Annotated in this window: 12 protein-coding genes and 1 pseudogene; 5 read left to right on the top strand and 8 right to left on the bottom strand. The window is 42.9% G+C overall.

All coding sequences use genetic code 11. The features are described from left to right. Together I3254_RS11300 and I3254_RS11295 are read left to right on the top strand one after the other, a co-directional pair. Positions 1-570, top strand: a pseudogene (locus I3254_RS11300) (DNA polymerase III subunit gamma/tau); the annotation flags it as partial. Between the two features lie 233 nt (positions 571-803). Beyond that, positions 804-1,703, top strand: coding sequence for a LysR family transcriptional regulator (locus I3254_RS11295; RefSeq protein WP_057760292.1), 900 nt, complete (start codon positions 804-806; stop codon positions 1,701-1,703). A gap of 134 nt (positions 1,704-1,837) precedes the next feature. Here the strand turns inward: I3254_RS11295 and I3254_RS11290 are convergent, their stop codons facing one another. Next, the gene (locus I3254_RS11290) at positions 1,838-3,019 is read right to left on the bottom strand and encodes an aspartate aminotransferase family protein (protein WP_165596986.1); all 1,182 of its coding nucleotides are present in this window, start codon (positions 3,017-3,019) and stop codon (positions 1,838-1,840) included. 40 nt (positions 3,020-3,059) lie between these two features. Beyond that, the gene (locus I3254_RS11285) at positions 3,060-3,251 is read right to left on the bottom strand and encodes a DNA gyrase inhibitor YacG (protein ID WP_057760289.1); all 192 of its coding nucleotides are present in this window, start codon (positions 3,249-3,251) and stop codon (positions 3,060-3,062) included. Positions 3,252-3,440: 189 nt separating this feature from the next. Between I3254_RS11285 and I3254_RS11280 the strand changes: the two genes are divergently transcribed. Then, complete coding sequence (locus I3254_RS11280) at positions 3,441-4,115, top strand: DUF938 domain-containing protein (protein WP_238052929.1); 675 nt, start codon at positions 3,441-3,443, stop codon at positions 4,113-4,115. A gap of 133 nt (positions 4,116-4,248) precedes the next feature. Here the strand turns inward: I3254_RS11280 and I3254_RS11275 are convergent, their stop codons facing one another. Both I3254_RS11275 and purD read right to left on the bottom strand, forming a co-directional pair. Then, complete coding sequence (locus tag I3254_RS11275) at positions 4,249-5,643, bottom strand: AarF/ABC1/UbiB kinase family protein (RefSeq protein ID WP_238052928.1); 1,395 nt, start codon at positions 5,641-5,643, stop codon at positions 4,249-4,251. Positions 5,644-6,091: 448 nt separating this feature from the next. Continuing rightward, a complete protein-coding gene (gene purD / locus I3254_RS11270; RefSeq protein WP_238052984.1) occupies positions 6,092-7,402 on the bottom strand; it encodes a phosphoribosylamine--glycine ligase in 1,311 nt (436 codons plus the stop codon). 458 nt (positions 7,403-7,860) lie between these two features. On the opposite strand from purD, the gene I3254_RS11265 reads away from it, so the two are divergent. Continuing rightward, entirely contained in the window at positions 7,861-12,708 is a 4,848-nt protein-coding gene (locus I3254_RS11265; RefSeq protein WP_238052927.1) for an NAD-glutamate dehydrogenase, read from the top strand. A 103-nt stretch (positions 12,709-12,811) separates the two neighbouring features. Here I3254_RS11265 and I3254_RS11260 read toward each other — a convergent pair whose 3' ends face one another. The 3 genes from I3254_RS11260 to cysG all read right to left on the bottom strand — a co-directional run bounded on the left by I3254_RS11260 (position 12,812) and on the right by cysG (position 20,176). Further along, complete coding sequence (locus I3254_RS11260; protein ID WP_238052926.1) at positions 12,812-16,687, bottom strand: SbcC/MukB-like Walker B domain-containing protein; 3,876 nt, start codon at positions 16,685-16,687, stop codon at positions 12,812-12,814. Between the two features lie 83 nt (positions 16,688-16,770). Then, the gene (locus I3254_RS11255) at positions 16,771-18,393 is read right to left on the bottom strand and encodes an exonuclease SbcCD subunit D C-terminal domain-containing protein (RefSeq protein ID WP_238052925.1); all 1,623 of its coding nucleotides are present in this window, start codon (positions 18,391-18,393) and stop codon (positions 16,771-16,773) included. A 142-nt stretch (positions 18,394-18,535) separates the two neighbouring features. Beyond that, positions 18,536-20,176: a siroheme synthase CysG gene (gene cysG, locus I3254_RS11250; protein WP_238052924.1), complete on the bottom strand. Its 1,641-nt coding sequence runs from the start codon at positions 20,174-20,176 to the stop codon at positions 18,536-18,538. 246 nt (positions 20,177-20,422) lie between these two features. Between cysG and I3254_RS11245 the strand changes: the two genes are divergently transcribed. Continuing rightward, the gene (locus I3254_RS11245) at positions 20,423-21,424 is read left to right on the top strand and encodes a WG repeat-containing protein (protein WP_238052923.1); all 1,002 of its coding nucleotides are present in this window, start codon (positions 20,423-20,425) and stop codon (positions 21,422-21,424) included. Between the two features lie 39 nt (positions 21,425-21,463). On the opposite strand, the gene I3254_RS11240 is transcribed toward I3254_RS11245, so the two are convergent. Next, a complete protein-coding gene (locus tag I3254_RS11240; RefSeq protein WP_101205909.1) occupies positions 21,464-22,102 on the bottom strand; it encodes a phosphoadenosine phosphosulfate reductase family protein in 639 nt (212 codons plus the stop codon). Positions 22,103-22,140: the final 38 nt, after the last annotated feature.

Below are 22,140 nucleotides of genomic sequence, written 5' to 3'. Positions count from 1 at the left end.
CCTGAACCAGTTGTTGAGCCTGAACCAGTTGTTGAGCCTGAACCAGTTGTTGAGCCTGAACCAGTTGTTGAGCCTGAACCAGTTGTTGAGCCTGATGCAAATGATTCTCAATTAATAGCCCACTCTGATGAAGATCCACGCACGTTGCTGCGTTGTCCACCTCAAGAACTGACAGGCGAGTGGAACCCAGAAAAGTGGGACTACTGGTTACAAACTGCTCGTGAAGGCGAGGTATTAGCTCAAGATGAGCTAGCACTAGCACGACAAGGCACAATGACTGGACAATGCAATGGTAAAGCCACGTTTTTGACCAGTGTTGATAGTAAGCATTTGCAGGTCACTTTTCAGCAATTAGCAGCTAAGCTACAACAGCAATTTACGCGAGCTGACATTGACTTGAAAATTGATAGTAGTATCATGCAGACCGAAGATAAAACCCCAGAGCGCCGACAGAAAAAACGTTTAGAGCAAGCGAAAACCGTTGCTGAAATGAAATTGCTAAAAACACCAGTAATGCAGTATTTAACTGAACGCGGTGAGGGGAAAATGGGTAAAGTACAGCTGTATTGAAACTTTAGAGCAGTGTTTGCTCAAAGTATCTAAAAGTATATTTATATATTGAGCGTAGTTTTATATTAAATATCAAGGTGATAGCAATATATCACCTTGATATTTTTGTTTTTATTACGGGTCAAAATATATTTATCAAACAAGAGAGAACCATTTGATAACGATAAGATGAATGCAAAGTCGTTATAATGGTTAAGTTATATTAAAAACTGAAATGACGTTTAGGTGAGAATATGTTGGATAATTTACGCGGTATGGCTGTGTTCGCCAGTGTGGTCGGACATGGCTCTTTTAGTGGCTCAGCACGTGAGCTAGGTATTACAACCAGTGCAGTCAGTCAGCAAATTCGTTCGCTAGAGAACGAGCTTGGGGTGGTGTTGCTACATCGCTCAACTCGTAAGCTAAGCTTAACAGAAGCTGGCGAGAGCTTTTATGAAGCGGCAAAAGATGTCGTCAGTGCAGCAGAGCAAGGGCGTATTAAAGTTAATCAATTGCGTGATGAGCTAGCAGGTAGCTTGCGTGTATCGACGACTCCTGAGCTTGGTGTTAATCACATACTGCCGGCACTCTCTACGTGGATGGCGGCACATGATGATTTAAGCGTTACCTATCTAGCTGATAATCATTATATCGATATGATTGATGAGCGTATTGATATTGCCATTCGCATGAGTCCATCGATTAATGATTCTAGTTTGAGCAGTCATCCATTGACCGATGTGCGCCAACTATTGGTTGCCTCACCTCAGTATTTGCGTCAGCACAGTAAGCTAAATACGCCTAAAGATTTGGCTGAGCATCAATTAATCTGTATTGAAATCATGAAAGATGCCAATCAGATCGATATGATTCAGACTGAAACTGGCAAAAAAACGCGTGTCAAAATGAACTCACGTATCTATACCAACAACGTGTTTATGGCAACGACGTTGGCTAAAGAAGGTCACGGGTTGGTTAGAATGTTAGAAATGGACGTCAAAAAAGAGCTTGAAAGTGGAGAACTAGTAGAAGTGTTGACTGGCTATCAATTACCAAGCTTTGTGCTATATGCGGTCACTTTAAATCGCGACCAACAGCCAGCTAAAATTACTCGTTGTCTAGAAGTATTGAAAAAGTACTTCCATGCGAATTAAGTGTTGTTCTCACTACGCACGAAACGTTTTTAGTTAGCAATAAGCAGTTAGCAGTTAGCAGTTAGCAAAAAGCCTATAGATAATGAATCATCTATAGGCTTTTTTATTGTCTATTACTAATATTGAAGCCTGCTTTAAAATGATGGCTTTAATAAATTAATTAAACGCTCAATAACTTGTGTGCTTTCATCACGGCTCATGTTAAGTGGTGGCAGCAAACGTACAACATGACCACCCGTCACATTAATGATCAGCTTTTGCTCATCACGGGCACGATCTACCAGTTGGTTACAATCCATATCTTCAGGTAGCGCGATACCAATCATCATACCTGCACCGCGACTGCTAACGCCATGTTGACCAAATGTATCAACGATACTTTCTCTAATGAATAAACCCTCAGTCACTGCGTTTTCCATGATATTACTATTTGCTAGCACGTCATATACGCTATGTACCACACGGCTGGCCAATGGTGTACCACCATAAGTAGAGCCGTGGCTACCAGCGCCAAACAGACCATTGGCACGGCCACGTACCATGCACGCACCAACTGGGAAACCATTACCTAGACCTTTGGCTGTCGTCAACACATCAGGGCGAGCATTGCTATGTTGATAAGCAAAATATCTACCCGTACGGCCATTACCTGTTTGCACTTCATCCAGCATAAATAGCCAGTTATGAGCGTCACATTCCGCTTGCAGCTCTTCAAGATAAGTAAAGCCATTGGCTGCAGTGTTTAGGCCACCTTCGCCTTGGATCGGCTCTACAAAGATAGCGCAGATATCATCATGTTCTTGAGCAGCTTGTTTGACGGCAGCGATATCGCCAAATGGCACACGAATAAAGTCCTCATCTAGCGTATAAAATCCTTCACGTGCTTTTGGATTTGCAGTAGCTGACAAAGATAATAACGTACGACCATGGAACGATTGCTCCATTACGATAACTTTTGGACGTTTAAAACCTTGTTTGTACGCGTATAAACGTGCCAGTTTTAATGCAGCTTCATTGGCTTCGGCGCCGCTATTGGCAAAAAACACGCTGTCCATTTGGGCGGCGGTACATAGTATCTCTCCAGCACGCTCTTGCCAATCAATGCCAAACAAGTTGCTCGTATGAATTAACGTACCTGCTTGTTGCTGAATCGCGTCAGTGACTTGTGGATGACAGTGTCCTAAGCCGCATACCGCGATACCAGTTAAGGCATCTAAGTAAGGCGTGTCATCTTTGGTATAGAGCCAACTGCCTGCACCGCGTGTAAAGCTGATTGGTTGACGATTATAAGTGGGCATCAGGTAAGTAGCAGACATGTAAAGCATCCTTGGTATAATAATTGAGTAAAAGTGTGGGTTATAGCTCGTCAGAAAAAGGCGTGGTTTCTGCAGGTAAGGTGTAATCTTCGTTTGCCCAAGCACCTAAGTCGATCAGCTTGCAGCGACTGCTACAAAACGGCTTATATTTATTGTCTTGCCAGGCCGTCTGGGTACCGCAACGTGGGCAAGGGTAGGTCTTTGGGGGCGTATTTGCAGTAGAGTCAGTCATAAGAAAAGAGCAATGTCCTAAATGTTATTAGTATTGGTTGCATACAGCACAAGCATAAAACGCATCCGTCATTTAAATTACGACTAAACGAGGCGTACTTGCTATCGCTGTATTACTATTCAATTGGATTGACTATATAATAGCATGGGGCCGAATAATGACAAAAGACAAATGCTTTAAGGATAGTAGATGACCGACAATATTGATCTCACGCATCAGCAAGAGCGTGCCTTTCAACCACAAAAACTGTCAGCACCGCGTGACTTTATTATTCCAAATATCATTAATGACAAAAAAAATGAAAAACCGTTAATGCTAGAGATTGGGGCAGGGAAGGGTAAGCATGCACTTAGCTTTGCCGCACAAAATCCTGACAAGCATCTGATAGCCATTGAACGCACGCGTAATAAATTTGAAGCATTCTCAAAATTAGCCACTTTACAAAATCTATCAAACCTAGATGCGATTCATGCGGATGCGATTGCATGGACAGTGCATGCCATTAAACCGAATAGCTTGGCTAAAATCTTCATTCTTTATCCCAATCCTGAACAGCACAATCCAAATCAGCAATGGCTGAATATGCCTTTTTTTGAGTTTTTATTATCACGCTTGCAGGTGGGCGGAGAAGTGATATTAGTGACTAATATCGAATCCTATATGGACAATGCAGAATACCAAGCAACTAAAGTGTGGTGTCTACCATCAACACGTTCTCGAGTACCAGCGACCAGTCAGCGCACACATTTCGAAGTGAAATATCTTGCCCGACAAGAAGTGTGTTGGGAGCTAAGTATTCGTAAGCCAAAGTGGTATAAGACAAGATTTGATGATTGGCAGGTAAGAGCTATAAGCGAAAAATAATAGCCTAAGTAAATATAGGGCTTATGTCAGTGCTCTACGATAAAGGTAATAGTATTAGATATAAAATAGCCTAAGCAAGTAAAACTAAAACAGTAAAAGCCGTCACTAAAAGACGGCTCAAAATTTACACAGTTTATAAATAAGGTTTTACGAGGCTGTTAGAGTTGGTATGCGCATCTAGAACAGTTAAAAAGGTATATGCACCGATAAACTTGCGGCTAATAAACATAAATTCTTTTGGTGGTAGATTAAATTCAAAAGATTGCATTGCGCGTGTAGCCGTAGTAGATAGGCGTGAATGTAATTTACTGTTAGCCCAAATATAGCGATTCTGCTCATCCAAACATTCACTAGGGATATTAGCGTTTTTCTCAGGATCACTAAAAGGCTCGGTAGCCAGTAAAAATAACGAAGCAATATCTGAACGTACTTTATTGCTCATGCTATCGAAAAAGTCATATCCTTTCATAGCAATGCTCATTGCTTGCTGATCATGACGATATCCTGCGCGTAGTAGATCACGGGCAATCGTTAATAAGTTACCATCAAACTGACGAATCGCTCCAAAATCTAGCAAAACCAATCTATCGATATCTTCTTCGTTTTCGCTCACACGCACTAAATAATTACCAAAGTTGGGATCTGTTTGCATCTCACCCCATACAAAAATCTCTTGCATCATGATTTCTATAGCTGCTTGGCCAATGGCATTACGGCGTTCATGAGGTAGTAATTGCAGTGCTTCCGAGACCACAGTGATACCTGGCTCGTATGACATACATAGCAGACGCTTTTTAGAATAAGTGCGATTGATCTTAGGCACGATATAGCGCGGATCATCAATTAAACGCTCGTAAAAACGCTCCGTCGTAGCCGCTTCCGCTTCATAATCGACTTCGTGATGGAGTAGGTCACGTATTTCCTCAAACCAAGCATCGAGTGCCCGTGTTTGAGGGACGATATTACTTACTTTTAACAATCGTTTGAACAAAGCAAGATCAGAGTTGATAGCGTCTGCCACACCCGGATACTGAATTTTTAACACAACTTGTTCGCCAGTGGCGAGTACGGTCGCACGGTGAACTTGAGCAAGAGAAGCAGTTCCAATGGGGACAGGATCAATGTCTAGCTCGGTTAGTTTGTTGCCCAGTAACTGGCGTAATGTTTGCTCAATCGTCGGCCAAGTCAATGTCGCCGTGTCATCATTAAGGGTTTGCAAAGCGCGCGTGATCTCTGGCGGCAGTATGTGCTCACCATAAATCGCTAGCATTTGACCAATCTTGACGACCGAACCTTTCAATTTACCTAACTCTGATGCCAGATAATTTGCCTGCGTTTCCATAAATGCCTGATTACGTGCAGTACGTGCTTCTTTATTTAAGAACATACCAGACACGCTATTACCCGCCCAACGACGACCAATATTCAAAGAAGTTTTTGCAATCGACATACGACGATCAAACCCTGAGGTTTTTAGGCTATCGATTGATTGCTTGTTGCTAAAAGGTTTAGACGTATCATTTGCCATAAGTATAATCATTCATCCAATTGGTATTGATTTGCGGGTTCGAAACCTACAATACAAGGGAGACGTGATGCACAGGTACAAAATTGTATCATATAAAGCGCGTTGGTTTTATGAGCCTGAGCTGGCCATTGATAGTTACTTTGTAAGCTAATATCTAGCGGTAACTATTGATAAATAGGTGCTTACTAATTTAAGTATGATTAGTAAATAGCTAGAATTTTCTAGCAAGGTCACTGACTATTAAAATTTAGAAAAGTCTATTTATAATCAATAGATAAGTATCAAAAAGATAATAAAAAATAAGACCTAGCATGATGCTAGGTCAAATAATGATATAGAGCTATAAAATACAGAAATACTATTAATCAAACATATTGAGCAAAACCTTCGCATTATCTAAAATGTTGCCCAAGACGTTACTCAATATGTTTTTAGTATGCTTTAGCTGTTAAGCATTTTCGCGAGTGATGGCGTGGTGACCAATATCACGGCGGTACTGCGCACCATCGAAGCTAATAGCAGCGGTTACTGCTAATGCGGCTTGCTGAGCATCAGAAATGCTATCTGCTAACGCAGTTACACATAATACACGCCCGCCGTTTGTGACGACTTCTTTATCATTATCGTTAGAAAATGCCGTGCCAGCATGGAAAACTTTCACAGCTTCGTCGTTATTAGGATCTAGCTCTGGCAAGCCAGCAATCACATCACCTTTAGACGAAGTTTCAGGGTAGCCTTTTGATGCGACAACGATACCTAGAGCAGGGCGCGCATCCCATTTGGCTTCACTAGGTAATTGACCTGCCAAACCTTGTGCGACCAAATCGACCATTGATGATTGCAAACGCATTAAGATAGGCTGCGTTTCTGGATCACCAAAACGGCAGTTAAATTCGATGACATACGGGTCGCCTGCCTTATCAATCATAAGACCAGCGTATAAGAATCCAGTATAAGGATGGCCTGCGTTTTTCATGGCATCGACTACTGGTTGAATCACTTGCTGCATAACTTTGTTATGAACATCGCTGGTAACAACTGGAGCAGGGGAGTAGGCACCCATACCACCAGTATTCGGACCAGTATCACCTTCAAAAGCACGTTTGTGATCTTGGCTGGTTGCCATTGGCAAGATGTTGTCACCATCAATCATACAGATAAAGCTGGCTTCTTCACCCTGTAAAAACTGCTCGATAACCACACGGCTACCAGCATCACCGAACTTATTATCCGCTAGCATATCGTCGATAGCTTCATGTGCTTGTTCGATCGTTTCAGCGACGATAACGCCTTTACCTGCAGCAAGGCCGTCTGCTTTGATAACGATAGGCGCGCCTTGCTCATCGACATAGGCTTTTGCAGCGACTGCGTCGGTAAAACCTTGATAAGCAGCGGTTGGGATATTGTTTTGCTCCATGAACTCTTTAGCAAAAGTTTTTGAGCCTTCTAACTGTGCACAGTATGCTGTTGGGCCCCATGCCTTGATACCTGCATCACGACAAGCATCAACAATACCCGTAACCAAAGGCGCTTCTGGACCAACAATTACCATGTCGATATCATTATTTTGACAAAAGGCGATAACAGCACTATGCTCGTCAGCGTCGGTAGACTCTAGCGTAACGTTTTGGCATTTAGGCTCAAGGGCGGTGCCAGCATTGCCAGGAGCGATGTAGACATTTTTTACATTGTCATCTTTTGCACATTGCCATGCCAATGCGTGTTCGCGACCACCTGAGCCAACCACCAAAATATTCATCATACCTTTTGCCCTTAGCATTAAAGTTAATAGTGAGCGAGTCGTACGCTCTTAAATATGTTGGCATATTCTAACAAAAAAACGCCTTCAATTACCATGAGTATCCGCCTGCCAGCACCGAATCATCCATATCGATGTCTAAAAATGCATTGTCTCATTAGTAAAGGTTATCGACACATCGCTGATTCATGAAATGATGTTGTACACTTTAGCTCGCGCCTTATGTGCGTTACACTTCACTATATTGGTAGTATTAAATTCTGATGGCTACATATTAATAAAAAATAAGAGCAAAAAAGGAGAAAATTTCTAACTGTTATAAAAATAAAATAAGTCGCGTGAATGGAAATACTGCACCGTTGCACCAATGATGAATATGCAGTAACAGTAGTCAATCTAAATCGATAAACTTAAATAAATAAATGTTAAACCAAATCTATAAAAAAAGGACGCAGGAAATGCCAAACTCCCTCAGTATCGCAAAAGAGCGCATTAGCCAGATAAGCGATATTGCTACCAGTTATGTACAAAAAGACAAATCGCTATTTGATCATTTTATTCATAGCTATTATCAGCCGCTGCATCAAGAAACTGCAGAGGCGATTAGTAATGCTGACTTGGCGGGCATGGCGCTACATCACTTTACACTACTCAAAGCTTACGACGGCAGCAAGCCGCAGCTGACAGTACTAAACCCAGCAGCAGAAGAGCAGCACTTTCACAGCTCGCACACTGTCATTCAAATCGCAGCTTATGATAGACCATTCTTAGTTGATACAATTTTGATGAGCCTAGAAGCTGAAGGTATCGATGTTCATCGTACTTACAACATCATTATCAGTGTTGAGCGTGATGACAATGGTGATATCACCCATATCGAAGGCGCACATGAAAGTGCCACTTCACATATGTCCTTGATTCATTGTGAAATTGCTTACCAAGACAACGAAGACTTGGAAGCACTTCAACAGATGCTTATGTCAAAAATTGACACGCTTGATACGGTCGTTGGCGACTGGAAACAGATGCGTGCGCAGTTGAACGACATCAAAACGGAGCTTTCAACGAAGCCGCTACCAGAAGTATTCTACTCACAACAAGAAATCCAAGCATTTTTAGATTGGATCTTAGACGATCACTTCATATTCTTAGGTTATCGTGAATACCGCTTAGAAGGCGGTCAGTCTATCGAAGTGACTTCTGAGCCGACCGATTTGGATTTATTTGCGATTGGTAACAGTGGTCTAGGTCTATTACGTGGTTCTGAAAAAGACAAGCTATCAGAAAGCTTCAGCCAATTGCCTAGAGGCTTAAAGCAATTATTGACTGAGCCGCGCGTGTTGATGCTGTCTAAATCAAGCCGTGTATCACCTGTACACCGTTCAGTATATATGGACTTTTTGGGCATTCATAAGTTCGATGACAATGGCAACCTAATTGGTGAATACCGCTTTATCGGTTTGCTTACGTCACAAGCCTATCAGCTGACTGTACAGCAAATACCGCTATTGCGAGAAAAAGCCAATAAGATTATGGCGATGGCAGACTTGCCACGTGACGGTCATGCCCATCACAAGATGATGCATGTGATTAACACCTTACCGCGTGATGATTTGTTCCAAGCCAGCGTCGAAGAGCTATATCCAATTGTTTCGGGCATTACTCAACTACAAGACAAAAAGAGCTTACGTCTATTTAGCCGTATCGACCATTATCAGCGTTTTGTTTCGTGCTTGGTCTATATCCCGCGTGATAAGTTCAATACCGAGCTACGTATCAAAGTACAAAACGTCCTAAAAGATGCCTATAACGGTATGTCTTCAGGGTTTACCACTGAGTTTAACGAATCTGCGCATGCTCGTGTGCATGTCCACGTACGTACCGTGCCTGGCCAAGTAAATGACGTCAATATCGCCACACTTGAAGCCAAATTATCAGCACTCATGCAATCATGGGATGATAATTATCAAAAAATGCTACTCGACAATGTGGGCGAACAACAAGCCAATGCTTTAAATCGTCGCTTCTTAAACTATATTCCTGCTGCCTACCAAGAGCGTTTTGATGCTCGTACCGCAGTCGAAGACACGAAGCGTCTGGCAGGACTGACCGCAGAGCAACCAATGCTTTGGCATTTATACCAGTCGACAGGCGATGCACGTAACCAGCTCCACCTAAAGCTATACGGTCGCGAGCAGCCAGTTATCTTGTCAAAAGTATTGCCAATACTTGAAAACTTTGGTGTGTCGGTTATCTCAGCACAAACTTATGAGTTTGATTTGCCAGAGCAGCCTATCTGGATGCAAGAGTATGAACTGACCCTTGAGCATGTCGATACGGTCAATATGCAAGTGGTGCGTGGTCAGTTCGAAGACAGCCTCAAACAAATCTGGGCAGGCCGAGTGGAGAGCGATTCGTTTAATGAATTGGTACTAACGACCAAGCTCGATACTTATGATGTCGTCGTATTGCGTGCATTGTCTCGCTATATGCTGCAGGCTCGTGCGCCATTCTCTAGTGCTTATATTCAGCAAACTGTGGTCAAAAACAGTGATATCAGTGTCGCGTTAGGTAGTTTGTTTGACGCACGTATGAATCCTAAGTATAGCGAAGAAGATCGTCAACAAAAAGCCGCTACTATTCAAGAGGAAATTACTGCTGCGCTAGCAGATGTAGATAGTCTAGACGAAGATCGTATCTTGCGCTGGTACTTAGATTTGATTAATGCGATGGTACGTACCAACTTCTATCAAGTTGATAGTGATGGTCAGCGCAAAGATCGTCTGTCATTTAAGTTCTTGGCAGCAGACATTCCAAACTTGCCTAAACCAAAGCCAATGTTTGAGATATTTGTGTATTCACCACGCGTCGAAGCTGTACATTTACGTGGCGGCAAAGTCGCTCGTGGTGGTCTGCGCTGGTCAGATCGTATGGAAGATTTCCGTACTGAAGTACTTGGCCTTGTCAAAGCACAGATGGTCAAAAATGCAGTAATCGTCCCTGTAGGCTCTAAAGGCGGATTTATTGTAAAAACCAAGAGCATGGCTGATGGTCGTGAGGCGTTCCAAGCAGAAGGTATTGCTTGCTATCAGACATTCTTACGCGGCATGCTTGATGTCACAGACAATATTGTAGATGGCAACATCGTCCCGCCAGCCAACACGGTACGCCATGATGAGGACGACCCGTACTTGGTTGTTGCAGCAGACAAAGGTACAGCTACCTTCTCTGACATAGCCAACGCGTTAGCAGCAGAGTACAACTTCTGGCTAGATGATGCCTTTGCATCAGGTGGCTCAGTAGGGTATGACCATAAAGCAATGGGTATCACAGCTCGCGGTGGATGGGAGTCGGTCAAACGTCACTTCCGTATGCGCGGTATGGACATCCAAAACCGTGATGACTTTACCGTTGTCGGTATTGGTGACATGAGTGGGGATGTATTCGGTAATGGCATGCTGCTATCAACGCATACTAAGCTCGTTGCTGCCTTTAACCATTTGCATATCTTTATTGATCCTAATCCAGATACGGCAGCCTCGTACGCTGAGCGCGCACGCTTATTTGAGCTACCACGCTCATCATGGGCAGATTATGAAGCATCATTGATCAGTCAAGGTGGTGGTATCTTCTCGCGCCAAGACAAAACCATCGCTATCAGTCCTGAGATGAAGTCGCTCTTCGATATCAGTGAAGACAGCCTTGCACCGAATGATTTGATCAGTGCGTTACTACGTGCACCTGTCGATCTTATCTGGAATGGTGGTATCGGTACTTATGTCAAAAGTGCAAATGAAACACATGCTGATGTGGGCGACCGTGCAAATGATTCGCTGCGTATCGATGGTAATGAGCTACGTGCAGCCGTCGTTGGTGAAGGTGGTAACTTAGGTCTAACCCAGCAAGGTCGTATCGAGTACGCTCAAACGGGCGGACATATCTATACAGATGCAATCGACAACTCAGGCGGTGTTAACTGCTCGGATCATGAAGTCAACATCAAAATCCTACTCGGCAAAGTGGTCGAGCAAGGCGATATGACGCTGAAGCAACGTAATGAGCTGCTTGAGAGTATGACTGACACCGTAGCAGAATTGGTACTACGTCAAAACTACTTGCAACCACAAGCGATTGAGCTGAGCCATATCCGTGCAGCAGCCAATCTGAGCGATCATCAGCGCTTTATTCAGATGTTAGAGAGTGAAGGGCGTCTGGATCGTGCGATTGAGTATCTACCATCAGATGAAGAGATTGCAAAGCGTCAAAAAGCGGATACTGGTCTGACCAATCCTGAGCTAGCAGTGGTCTTGGCTTATGGCAAGATGTGGGTTTATGACAATCTACTACTATCTGATTTACCAGATGATCCGTACTTTATCAATGAGCTACGTAAGTACTTCCCAGATGAACTTGCGTCACGCTTCTTTGACGAGATGACTGAGCATCGTTTGCATCGCGAGATTATCAGTACTTACTTGACCAACAGTGTGGTCAACCGTTTAGGTATTGAAGCGCTGTTCCGTCTCTTTGAGGAAACCGATCAATCACTAGCCACTATCGTACGCGGTTATGCGATTAGCCGTGATGTATTCAATGTATCGCGTGCTTGGAAAGCACTTGAAGCCCTAGACAATCAAGTTGAGGCGACGTTACTGCTGAACCTTGAGCTACGTCTACGTGATTCACTTGAGCGCGGTGTGGTCTGGTTTATCAATGCCTTTGGTCAAAACTTGCAAGTCGCTGATATGATTAGCCGCTTTAGTGAAAGTGTAGAAAAATTGACTAAGCCAAGTGGCTTTATCGAGCAGCAGTTTGCACAATATCTGCAAGAAGACACTTCTCGTTTGATGCAAAAAGAGCTGTCTGATAATGATGCTACGCTATTTGCGATGCTACCGTACCATGTCGATGCGCTTGATGCTGCATTGCTTGCTGAGCAATACGAGCGTCCTGTCGATGAGATTGCAACTTTATACTTTGAAGCCTACCAAGTGTTGCAGTTAGACTGGATGATGGAAAATATTGCCAGCCTACCACAGCAAGATTATTGGGATCGCCGTGCTCGCCATGCGTTAGTGAACGAGCTGTCACGCAGCTTGCGTCTATTGATGGATGCGGTACTCTCAAAACCAGATGCTAAGCAAGCATTTAGTGAATGGAGAGCAAGACACGTCGATCAGCTTGCTGCAGTCACTACAGAGATGAATAAGTTGGATGAGCTGCATAGCAACGATGAAGAAGGTCAAATCGGTCTTTCAACGTTGTCAGTATTAATGAGTGAGCTTAGTGGTTTAGTAACTAAGTAATGAAATAATATCAAACTGAAACTGTCGCACAAAAAAACCACCGTCCTTCATGTTCGGTGGTTTTTTATTGTCTAAAAAAAATGGTTTAAGTGATTAACCTAACTTATGATACTTTTTCACTGACGACTTTATGACACCCTTGACCACTAATTCGGCTAAAGCCGCCCGAGAGCTTCTCTACTTTTATTTGGGTTAAGATACGATCTTTTAGCGCCTGAACATGGGATATCACCCCGATTAATTTACCTTCTTGCTGTAGATTGGTCAGCGTATCAAGTGCAATGTCTAAAGATTCCTCATCCAACGTACCAAACCCTTCATCCAAAAATAGCGAGTCAACACGTATATTTTGGCTGGCCATCTGTGATAGCCCTAGTGCTAATGCTAGGCTAATGATAAAACCTTCGCCGCCTGAGAGGTTTTTAGTGCTGCGAATTTCACCGCCCTGATAATTATCAATGACATTCAGCTCAAGTGGACTATTATCATCACGGGCCAGCAAATAGCGATCGCTCATTTTTTGCAGCTGCGTATTGGCGTGAGTGACCATGAGATCAAAGGTTAGCCCTTGAGCAAAAGTACGGAACTTTTTGCCATCAGATGAGCCAATCAATTTGTGCAGTTGTTGCCAAACTTGCAACTTGTCCTTTTGAGCAGTGATAGCATCAATCTGCGCCTGTTGGGTGATTTTCTTGTCTTCATTGTCTTTCAAACGCTGACTGATTGCACCGATTGACTCAATCCGTTTGTTAAATTCATCTTGGGCTTGTGATTGCTGTTGGGTGAGCGTTTCTCTATCGTCTGTTGTAAGTGGATTAGCCTGCTTAGCTTCAATTGCTTTTTGTGTTGCATCCAATAAAGACTGTGCTTGCTTTAGCGCATAATCGATATGCTGTTGCTGCTGTCTAAGTGCGTTACGCTCATCTATGGGCAGGCGTGCATTAGTAAAATCTATTTCATCAGAGAAATCAGAGGCGGCAAGCGCTGACTTAAAGGTATCTTCTTGGCTGCTAAGTGCAATCCTTACAGTAGTTACTTGCTCAGTCACCTGACGTTGCTTATCAAGCAATTGACTAAGTATGTGTTCAGCATTGTCTAGCTGTCTTTGGGCAGAGGTCTGGCTGATTTGAGCCTGATCTAACGCATCACGTAAACGCTTTTCTTCTGTTTCAGGATCTTTATTAGCAAAAACATACTTTCTATCTGTTTGTAATTTCTCAATCGCCTCAGTTCTTTCTGCCACGAGTTGAACCAGTTTAACAAGCTCATTTTCTTCTTTATCGAGCTGAGATTGCTTGGTCTCGATTTGTGTTTCTAGTCGACCGAGTGATGTTTTTAGGTTTTGTTGATCCTCTCTGTAGTCGTTAAACTGTTGCTTGACTTCTAAAAGAGCACTATGACATTGGCGCAGGGTATTGATATGTGCCTGAGCGTCAAAATTGCTTAGTACGGTTTGATTTTCAATGCTGGTTATCAGCGGTTGTAATGATTGCAGTGAAGAACGTATCGCCGTTTTTGTGCCTGACTGATGTTTGTCAGCGGAATATTTATTTAACGGAGCTAATATATCGGTTTTGAGCACAGTCAATTCAGAAAAATTATCAGCAGATTTCTTGTCTAAGTTTTCTATAGCCCATGCTATTTTTTCACTATTGCTCTCAATATCGTTAATAGTGCTGGTTAGCTCACGCTGCTCCTTGTCTAACGCTTCGATGTCATTACGCATCGTAGAGAGCGATTCGCTAAGCGTTTCATATTGAGTTAACGTATTTTTAAGAGATTCTCTACGCTTACCTAGCTCGATTTTGCTACTGTCTAATAATGACAGCGCATCTACATGCGTCTCAATCTGCATCAATGGTTTTAATGTTTCAGCAACAAATTGAGAATAGCCTTTATTTAGTAATGAACTGACCAACTGGTCGATATCTGTCTTTAACTTTTGTATTTGGTGATTTAGCAAGGTTTGTTGCTCTTCCGCTTGCGCAAACTGCTGTCGTACAGTTGCTTGATTAATACGATGTTTAGATAAAGTATCTTCTAAATTGGATATAGTCGTATCCAGCTCTGCTATTTGCCGCTGAGTTTGCGTTGCTTCCGTTTCTTGTATCAAATGTGGGTGGTCTGCACTATAAGGATGCTCTAGCGATCCACAAAGCGGGCAGGGATGACCATCTTTTAGGTCAGCGATATAGTCTTCTAACTTGGCGACTTTTTGTAGTAAATGCAGCTGGGCTTGTTTGTCTTGACGCTTTTCTTTGGCAGCGCTGATAGCCGATTCATTATCAGCGATTAAGCCTGCCAGCTTTGTGAGGTCGTTACTCATTACTGGCAAGGTCGCAACTATTTTCTCTACTTGTACACTAAGCTCATCTTGCTGTTTTGCCTTAACGCTCACTTGGTCAAGTTGACGGTTGATATCATCAATCTGCTCTTGCTCATCTCGCATATCAGCCAATGACTGCACTTGGGTTAATGCTGCTTGCTCTTGTTGTAAAGCGGCCAATTTATCCTGTATAGACAACATGGTGGTGTCTTTTGTCTTTTTCTGTTGATTTAAGACGTCAAGTTTGGCGCGATACTGGTGGATCTGTTGCTGCTGGCTTGTTTTATCATCTGATAGGGCGGTATTCTCTTGCAATAGGGCTTTTAGTCGGCCGCAATGACTCTTAAAATTCGCTATATCACTATCGATAGTGTTTAATTCATGGGCGTCATTAAGATAGCCTTCGACACGTGTGAGTTGGATTTTATTCTGCGCAGCCTGCTGTTTATGGTTGTCTATCTCTTTACTTAAATGTTGAGTGCTGCTCATTAGAGTTTGCTGTCTTTGCTCAATGTCTTTTAGGACATTCTTATTCTGCGCAATTTCCACATCGAGTTTACGCGCCTGCGCAATATTAGGTAGAGCCGTTTGCAAAGCTTCGTGGGCAGCTTGTGTATGATTTTTTGCTGTCTCTAGCTGTGTGCGAGCGCTTTTTGTGAGTGCTTGCTGCTTAGGTAAGTCATATTCGAGCTGCGCTTTTTCTCGGCTTAATTCGTTAACGTGCTTGCGGGTAGATGATAACTCACCAAACTGACTATCAATCTCCAACGCTTTATTAGCAGCGATTAAGCGTTTGGCACTAGGGATGAAGTCTTGCTGAGCCTGCTGAGCCTGCGCTAGATCATTTTGATAAGTATTCAGTTTTTCTTTTGATTCTGTGACGCTATCTAGCCACTTTATCTTTTCGGCCAAATCTTGAATGGTCTGCTGCTGTTCACTTTGAGCACTTTGATATGACTGCAAGTCCACTTTTAACTGACTTTCTTCATCGGTATTTAAAAGCATCAACCCGTCTAAACCGTATTGCAGCTTATTAAGAATTTCTTCCTCGGTACGTTTCTTATCATGAACCTGTGTTGAGATGGTCGCGTAAATATCAGTGCCCGTAATTTTCTCTAAAATATCTGCGCGCTCATCAGCCTTTGCCTTTAGAAATGCTGAAAAGCTACCCTGAGCTAGCAATATAGAGCGAGTGAACTGTTGAAAATCCATCCGAGTCAGTTCAATGATCTTGTTTTTGGTATGCTTTAAGGTACTCTCTAACAGCTCATCCCCTTTTGACGAGTCATCAACGTTTATCTTAGCGATTTCATGAGTCGCATCTTGCAGATTGCCATCTGCTTTATTGTAAGCACGGCGTTGCCCCCAGCGGCAGCGATACTGCTCACCATTTAAGTCAATCACTACTTCAGCGAAACACTCTGCCGTCTGCCGCGTCATCACCTCATTACTGCTCTTACTGATACTATTAATCCTTGGCGTCTCACCATATAGCGCTAAGCAAATAGCATCCAATATGGTGGTCTTGCCAGCACCTGTTTGCCCAGTGATAGCAAAGATACCTTCATTGGTAAAGGCAGTATCAGCAAAATCAATATGCCATTCGCCTTTTAGGGAGTTGAGGTTTTTTAGTCTGAGTTCGATTAGGCGCATGGATAAGTCTTAATATTAGTAATAGCCGCAACTGCGAAAAATTGAGAGAGATAAGGAAGTGTGGTCATGATATGTCACTTATATCATTCTGCCTGTTTGTCTTCATGACGTAAGTTATAAAGTATCTGACCATAGGCATCGCGCAATGAGTCTTTTTGAGAATCAGCCACATCATTTATCGTCAAGCAGCGCTCAAACACTTCCATCTCATTTAAGTCCTGCAAGTTCTCAGATATTTGCTGCTGATTGAGGACTTTATTATAAGTACGAGTGTTTTTTATCTTAAGCACTTCACATGGCAACCCTTCTACCATTGCTTGCACTTGCTCACGCAAATCACTGACGATTTCGTCACCTGTATAGACAATCTCTAGCCAAATAGAGTCCGATTGTGTAAGCGCTTGAATGGTTTGTTCAATTGTGGTTAGGTCACCAGATATTTGCGCCAATTGTTGGAACTTTGGAATGGGTAGGGAAACTACTTGCATCTGATTAGCGTCATCGCGATGTAGAATTTTATTGCTATTCACGGCGTCAGTAGAAGTTTCTCGAATGCTTTTATATTGCTCAGGCTGAATAGGAGTATTTTCTACGACAGTAGATTTTTTAACTTCCTCATCTTCTAATGGCTCATCAAAGCCAAACAAGTCATCCATGAAAGGCAGTTCCTGACTAGACACTTTTTTAGCGGTTTTTTCTGCTAATTTATCTACTGATTTTTTCACTTGGGCGACTTCAATGTCAGCAGCTGTATCGATAGCATGAGGAGTAATACTATCAGGTGCGACGTTTAACCCTAAAATGTCGTTATCAAAATGCTCTGCGGCACCAAACTGTACCAGCAATACTTGCTTTTGCTGTTTGGCCTCTCCGAAACCCATCGCGATGGGTGAGCCTGAATAGCGAATACTCTCACGACCGCCAACGCGCTGCGGTACGTGCAAATGCCCAAGAGCGACATAATCAAAGCCATCATTGAACATATCGGCAGATATTTTACCTAGTGAGCCGACATATAGCTCGCGTACACCATCATCCTCGGTTGTTTTGCCACCAGACGCGAATAGGTGTCCTGTCGCGATGATAGGAATATATCGCTGATGCGTTTTGATTAAGTTGGCTTGCTTAGCCTTCGCAATATCTGCAACATTGTCATAATGCTCGCAAATACCAGCGATAACATTGGCGTCTTTGCTATCTGCGGACTCGCCAGCGCTACTGCTACGTACATCACGGTCGCGCAGGTAGGGTACAGCGGCGATAATGCAATGAGGATTGTTATCATCATCACCTAAGACCAATACCTCATCTTCTAAATCATCACAAGCAGTCCCAATCACATGGACATTCAAAAATTTGAGCACATTACTTGGCGCATCCAAAAACGTCGGTGAGTCATGATTGCCTGCGACAATGACCACATGCTGACAGCAGGAGCGTGAGACCTTACCCAAAAACTCATAATACAACGCTTGGGCTTTATTGCTGGGCGTCATGGTATCAAAGATGTCACCTGCGACAATCAATATATCTACTTGCTGTGCGCTAATGGTGTCTTTTAGCCACTGCAAAAATGCCTCAAACTCTTCGTAACGAAGACGCCCATACAGACGTCGCCCCAAGTGCCAGTCTGAGGTATGCAATATGGTCAAAGGTTTCATTTGTGTGGTTAAAGAAGAAGGCAAGCTAGCATCAGGTATGGGCATAAGTAGACTATGATTATGAGCAGTAGAAAGTCTTCATTCTAGCAAGAATCGTTGAGATTTTCTCTGTTGCCAAAAGAAAACCCTACCAATAGATAATTGACAGGGTCGCTTTGCAGTACAGGTAATAATAAAACACAGAAGATTAATCGATGATGAGCTGCTCTAGATCGTCCCCTGAATTTGTCGCAAGATTTGCAATCATCGATAGCGCATGAGCTTGTTGATCTATGGGCTGTTTGACTGCTTCACCTCTTGAGCCTTCACGTAACCAGTTTTTAGCTATGTCATCGCTGCTTTGGTTGTGCTGCTGATTTTGTAAATTGTACCAAGCCAAATCATGATGCAAGCTGACCACGTCGCCCATAATAAGCAGGGCAGGCGTCGGCAGCTGAGCGGTTTCTTGCTGACTGACGATGCTGGCAAGCGTACCTGTTAGGACTTGCTGATTGGGCATACTGGCATTTGAGACAATGGCAATTGGCGTATCAGCGCTACGACCAGCGTCAACCAAGCCTTCAGTCAAACGTGCCAGCGAGTGCAGACCCATATAAAATACGACCGTCTCATCAGTATTTAAGAAACTCTTAAAGTTACTGTTGGGTGCACCAGCTTTCAAAAATCCTGTCACAAAACGCACTGATTGTGAATGGTCACGGTGAGTGAGCGGAATGCCTGCATAGCTAGCAGCGGCATTGGCTGCAGTGATACCCGGTACGACTTGATATGGCACATTATGTGCCCGCAGGCTTTCGATCTCTTCGCCGCCACGTCCAAAGATAAATGGATCGCCACCTTTTAAGCGCACCACACGGCGACCTTGTTTGGCATGATTGACGAGCAGCTCATTGATGCCTAATTGCGCAACTGTATGATTGCTGCGTTTTTTACCGACGAATACTTTGTCAGCATCACGGCGGCATAAGTCTAAGACCTGCGGTGAGACTAAAGCATCATAAAACACCACGTCCGCTTGTTGCATTAGACGCAGTGCTTTAAAGGTTAAAAGTTCTGGATCACCAGGGCCTGCGCCCACAATGTAGACTTCACCAACGGCTGGTAAGCTTTTTTCTGACTCATCCGGTGCGACGTTCTTGATGGCATCTGACTCTCTAACCGAGTCTGTATCGTCGCTTTTCTTACTGATAGCAGCGGCAGTACTATCTAAATCCGCTTGCAGTTGTGCAGTCGCTTCAGTTTCATTACCGGCGAACATTAGCTGACTGACTTGGCCTTCAAATGCGCGCTCCCAAAACTGACGACGGCCAGTAAGCGTTGGTATCTTGGCTTTTACCTCACTGCGGAATTCACCTGCCAGCTTGGCTAATTTTCCATAGCCTTGCGGGATTAATGTCTCAAGGCGTGCCCGTAATAGCCGTGCCAATACTGGCGCTTTACCATTTGATGAGATACCAATCACAATGGGATTGCGATCGATAATGGCTGGAAAGATAAAGTCACATAAATGCGGGGTATCGACCACATTGACTGGAATGTTTAGCTCAGTCGCATCTGCATGAATTTGGTGGTTCAGCGTCTCATCGTCAGTCGCGGCAATGATTACCCGTGCGCCTGACATATAGGTTTTATTATAGTTCTCATAGATAAATTCATGTTTGCTGTCAGTGAGTAAGGCTTGTAGCTCGTGGCTGATATCGGGTGCAAGTATAGTGATACAGGCGCCTGCACGGCTGAGCAAGTCCGCTTTACGCAGTGCCACTTCGCCGCCGCCCACGATAAGCACTTTACGGTCTTCTAATTTAAAAAATAGCGGGAAGGTGTTCATAATGTCACCATATATTTGATTGTTTATTATAAAAGGTAGAAAAGATATAAGGAATGTCGCCATTATGAGGTATCACAGGCACACTCTCACCTAGTGAATTGGCATTAGTATATTCGTTTTTGTCATGTTAATGATGGTTTTTTGTGAGAAAGGGAATAGATTTTATGAGATATGATAGGCGTACTAAAGGTTTAGAAGGGCATAATTTTATATTTTTTAATTCAGAACAATTATGAAGGCATCATAATGAGTCAAAACAATACGTTTAATAGACTAAAAAAATCAAGTACTGTCTTTTTCGGACTTATTTTAGGGTTGCTAGTTAGTTCAGATGTACTAGCAGAATGCGCGTTGGCTGAAGGTTATAAGTTACCAAATGGGGTTGTATTTGATGAACACTGTGAGTTTGATGGTGAACTCGCGCCCGTAATAAAAGGTAGTAAGTATGGATTCATCGATAAGCAAGGTGTGATAAAAATACCAACACAGTATGACTTTCCAATTGCTTTTGTAGAAGGTCTAGCAAGTGTTCATAAGGACAACTTATCCGGATACATTAATATGCAGGGTGAAGTTGTTATACCTCTCAAATACAGCCTTACTTATCCATTTGAAGATGGTTTAGCTGTGGTTGTGGTAGATAATAGAAGAGGAGTCATTGATAAACAGGGACAGATAATTATTCCGATAATGTACGATGATTTAATGGGTTTTAATGAGGGTTTATCTGCAGTTGAGAACGAAGGGAAGTATGGATACATTGATATTAATAATAAGTTAGTTATTCCTTATGAATATGATTCTACTATTTCCTTTACAGAAGGCCTAGCAGCGGTTGAAAAAAATGAAAAGTTCGGATTTATAGATAGGCTAAATAATATCGTGATACCCATTGAATATTATAGTGTGACTTGGTTTTCAGGTGGTTTAGCCGTCGTTAATAATGATGATAAGTTTATGATCATTAATAGGTCGAATCAAGTAGTCAAAGAGCTAGACTATGCAATGGTCTTCCCCTTCATTAACGGATTAGCACTTGTCTATGATAACGGTAAGCATGGATTTATTGACAAAAATGGTGATGTAGCAATTGAATTAGACTATGATGACATTCCATTTATTGATCCTTTTAAAGATGGTACCGCCTATGTCAAAAAAGATGGTGAATGGTTCTACATTAATAGACAAGGTAAACGTGTAGAAAAAAATTTTAAGTCCAATGAAAAACTGAAAAAAGCCCTTTCTTAAATAAAAGAAAGGGCTTTTCAAATTCATAAACAGCTGAAATTACAGCTGAGTATGCAAGCCACACTCACGGCTTTCTTCTACTTTCGTTGGATCAAAGTAGTCATGCTCGTTTGGCAAGTTGTGCTCATCTAAGTACACATCCAAATCTGCATCGGTTTTTTCAAATAATGGTGCTACTTTTAGCACGCCGTCTTTTGATAAGCTAAGTACATCAAGCCCTTGACGGAATTCTGTTTGGTCTTTACGAATCGCGTTAAACCATACGTCAGGCTTTAGCTCAGCAAGGGCGCGGCGGAATGGCTCAAGTTTCACTTGTTCAGTGAACTCGCCATGTTGCGGGTTGTCAATGCCTGGGATGCCATTCATGGTGGCGTCACGATGGGCAGCGGTTTGTTTTGGAATATACGTCACGACGTTGAGATCAAGATCACGAATTAATTTGTTGGCAAACTGATAGGTCGCATCGGTGTTATAGCCTGAATCTACCCACAATACCGTGATGTCAGGGCGCTGCTTGGCAACCAAATGCAAGATCGCTGACTCATAAGGACGGAAGTTGGTGGTGATGATTGGGTTTTTGGCTTGCGTCAATGCCCACTCAACGATTTGCTCAGGTGATTTACCTTGCAAATCTTGGTTTGCTTGGTCGATATCTAGGTTTGGGTGTAATTGGCTCATAATACATTCCTTAATAATTGTTAATATAAAAATAGCGA

Origin of the sequence: Psychrobacter sp. Ps2 (genome assembly GCF_022129405.1) — a bacterium.
Taxonomy (GTDB): domain Bacteria; phylum Pseudomonadota; class Gammaproteobacteria; order Pseudomonadales; family Moraxellaceae; genus Psychrobacter.
This window is presented reverse-complemented; position numbering and strand designations above follow the sequence as displayed.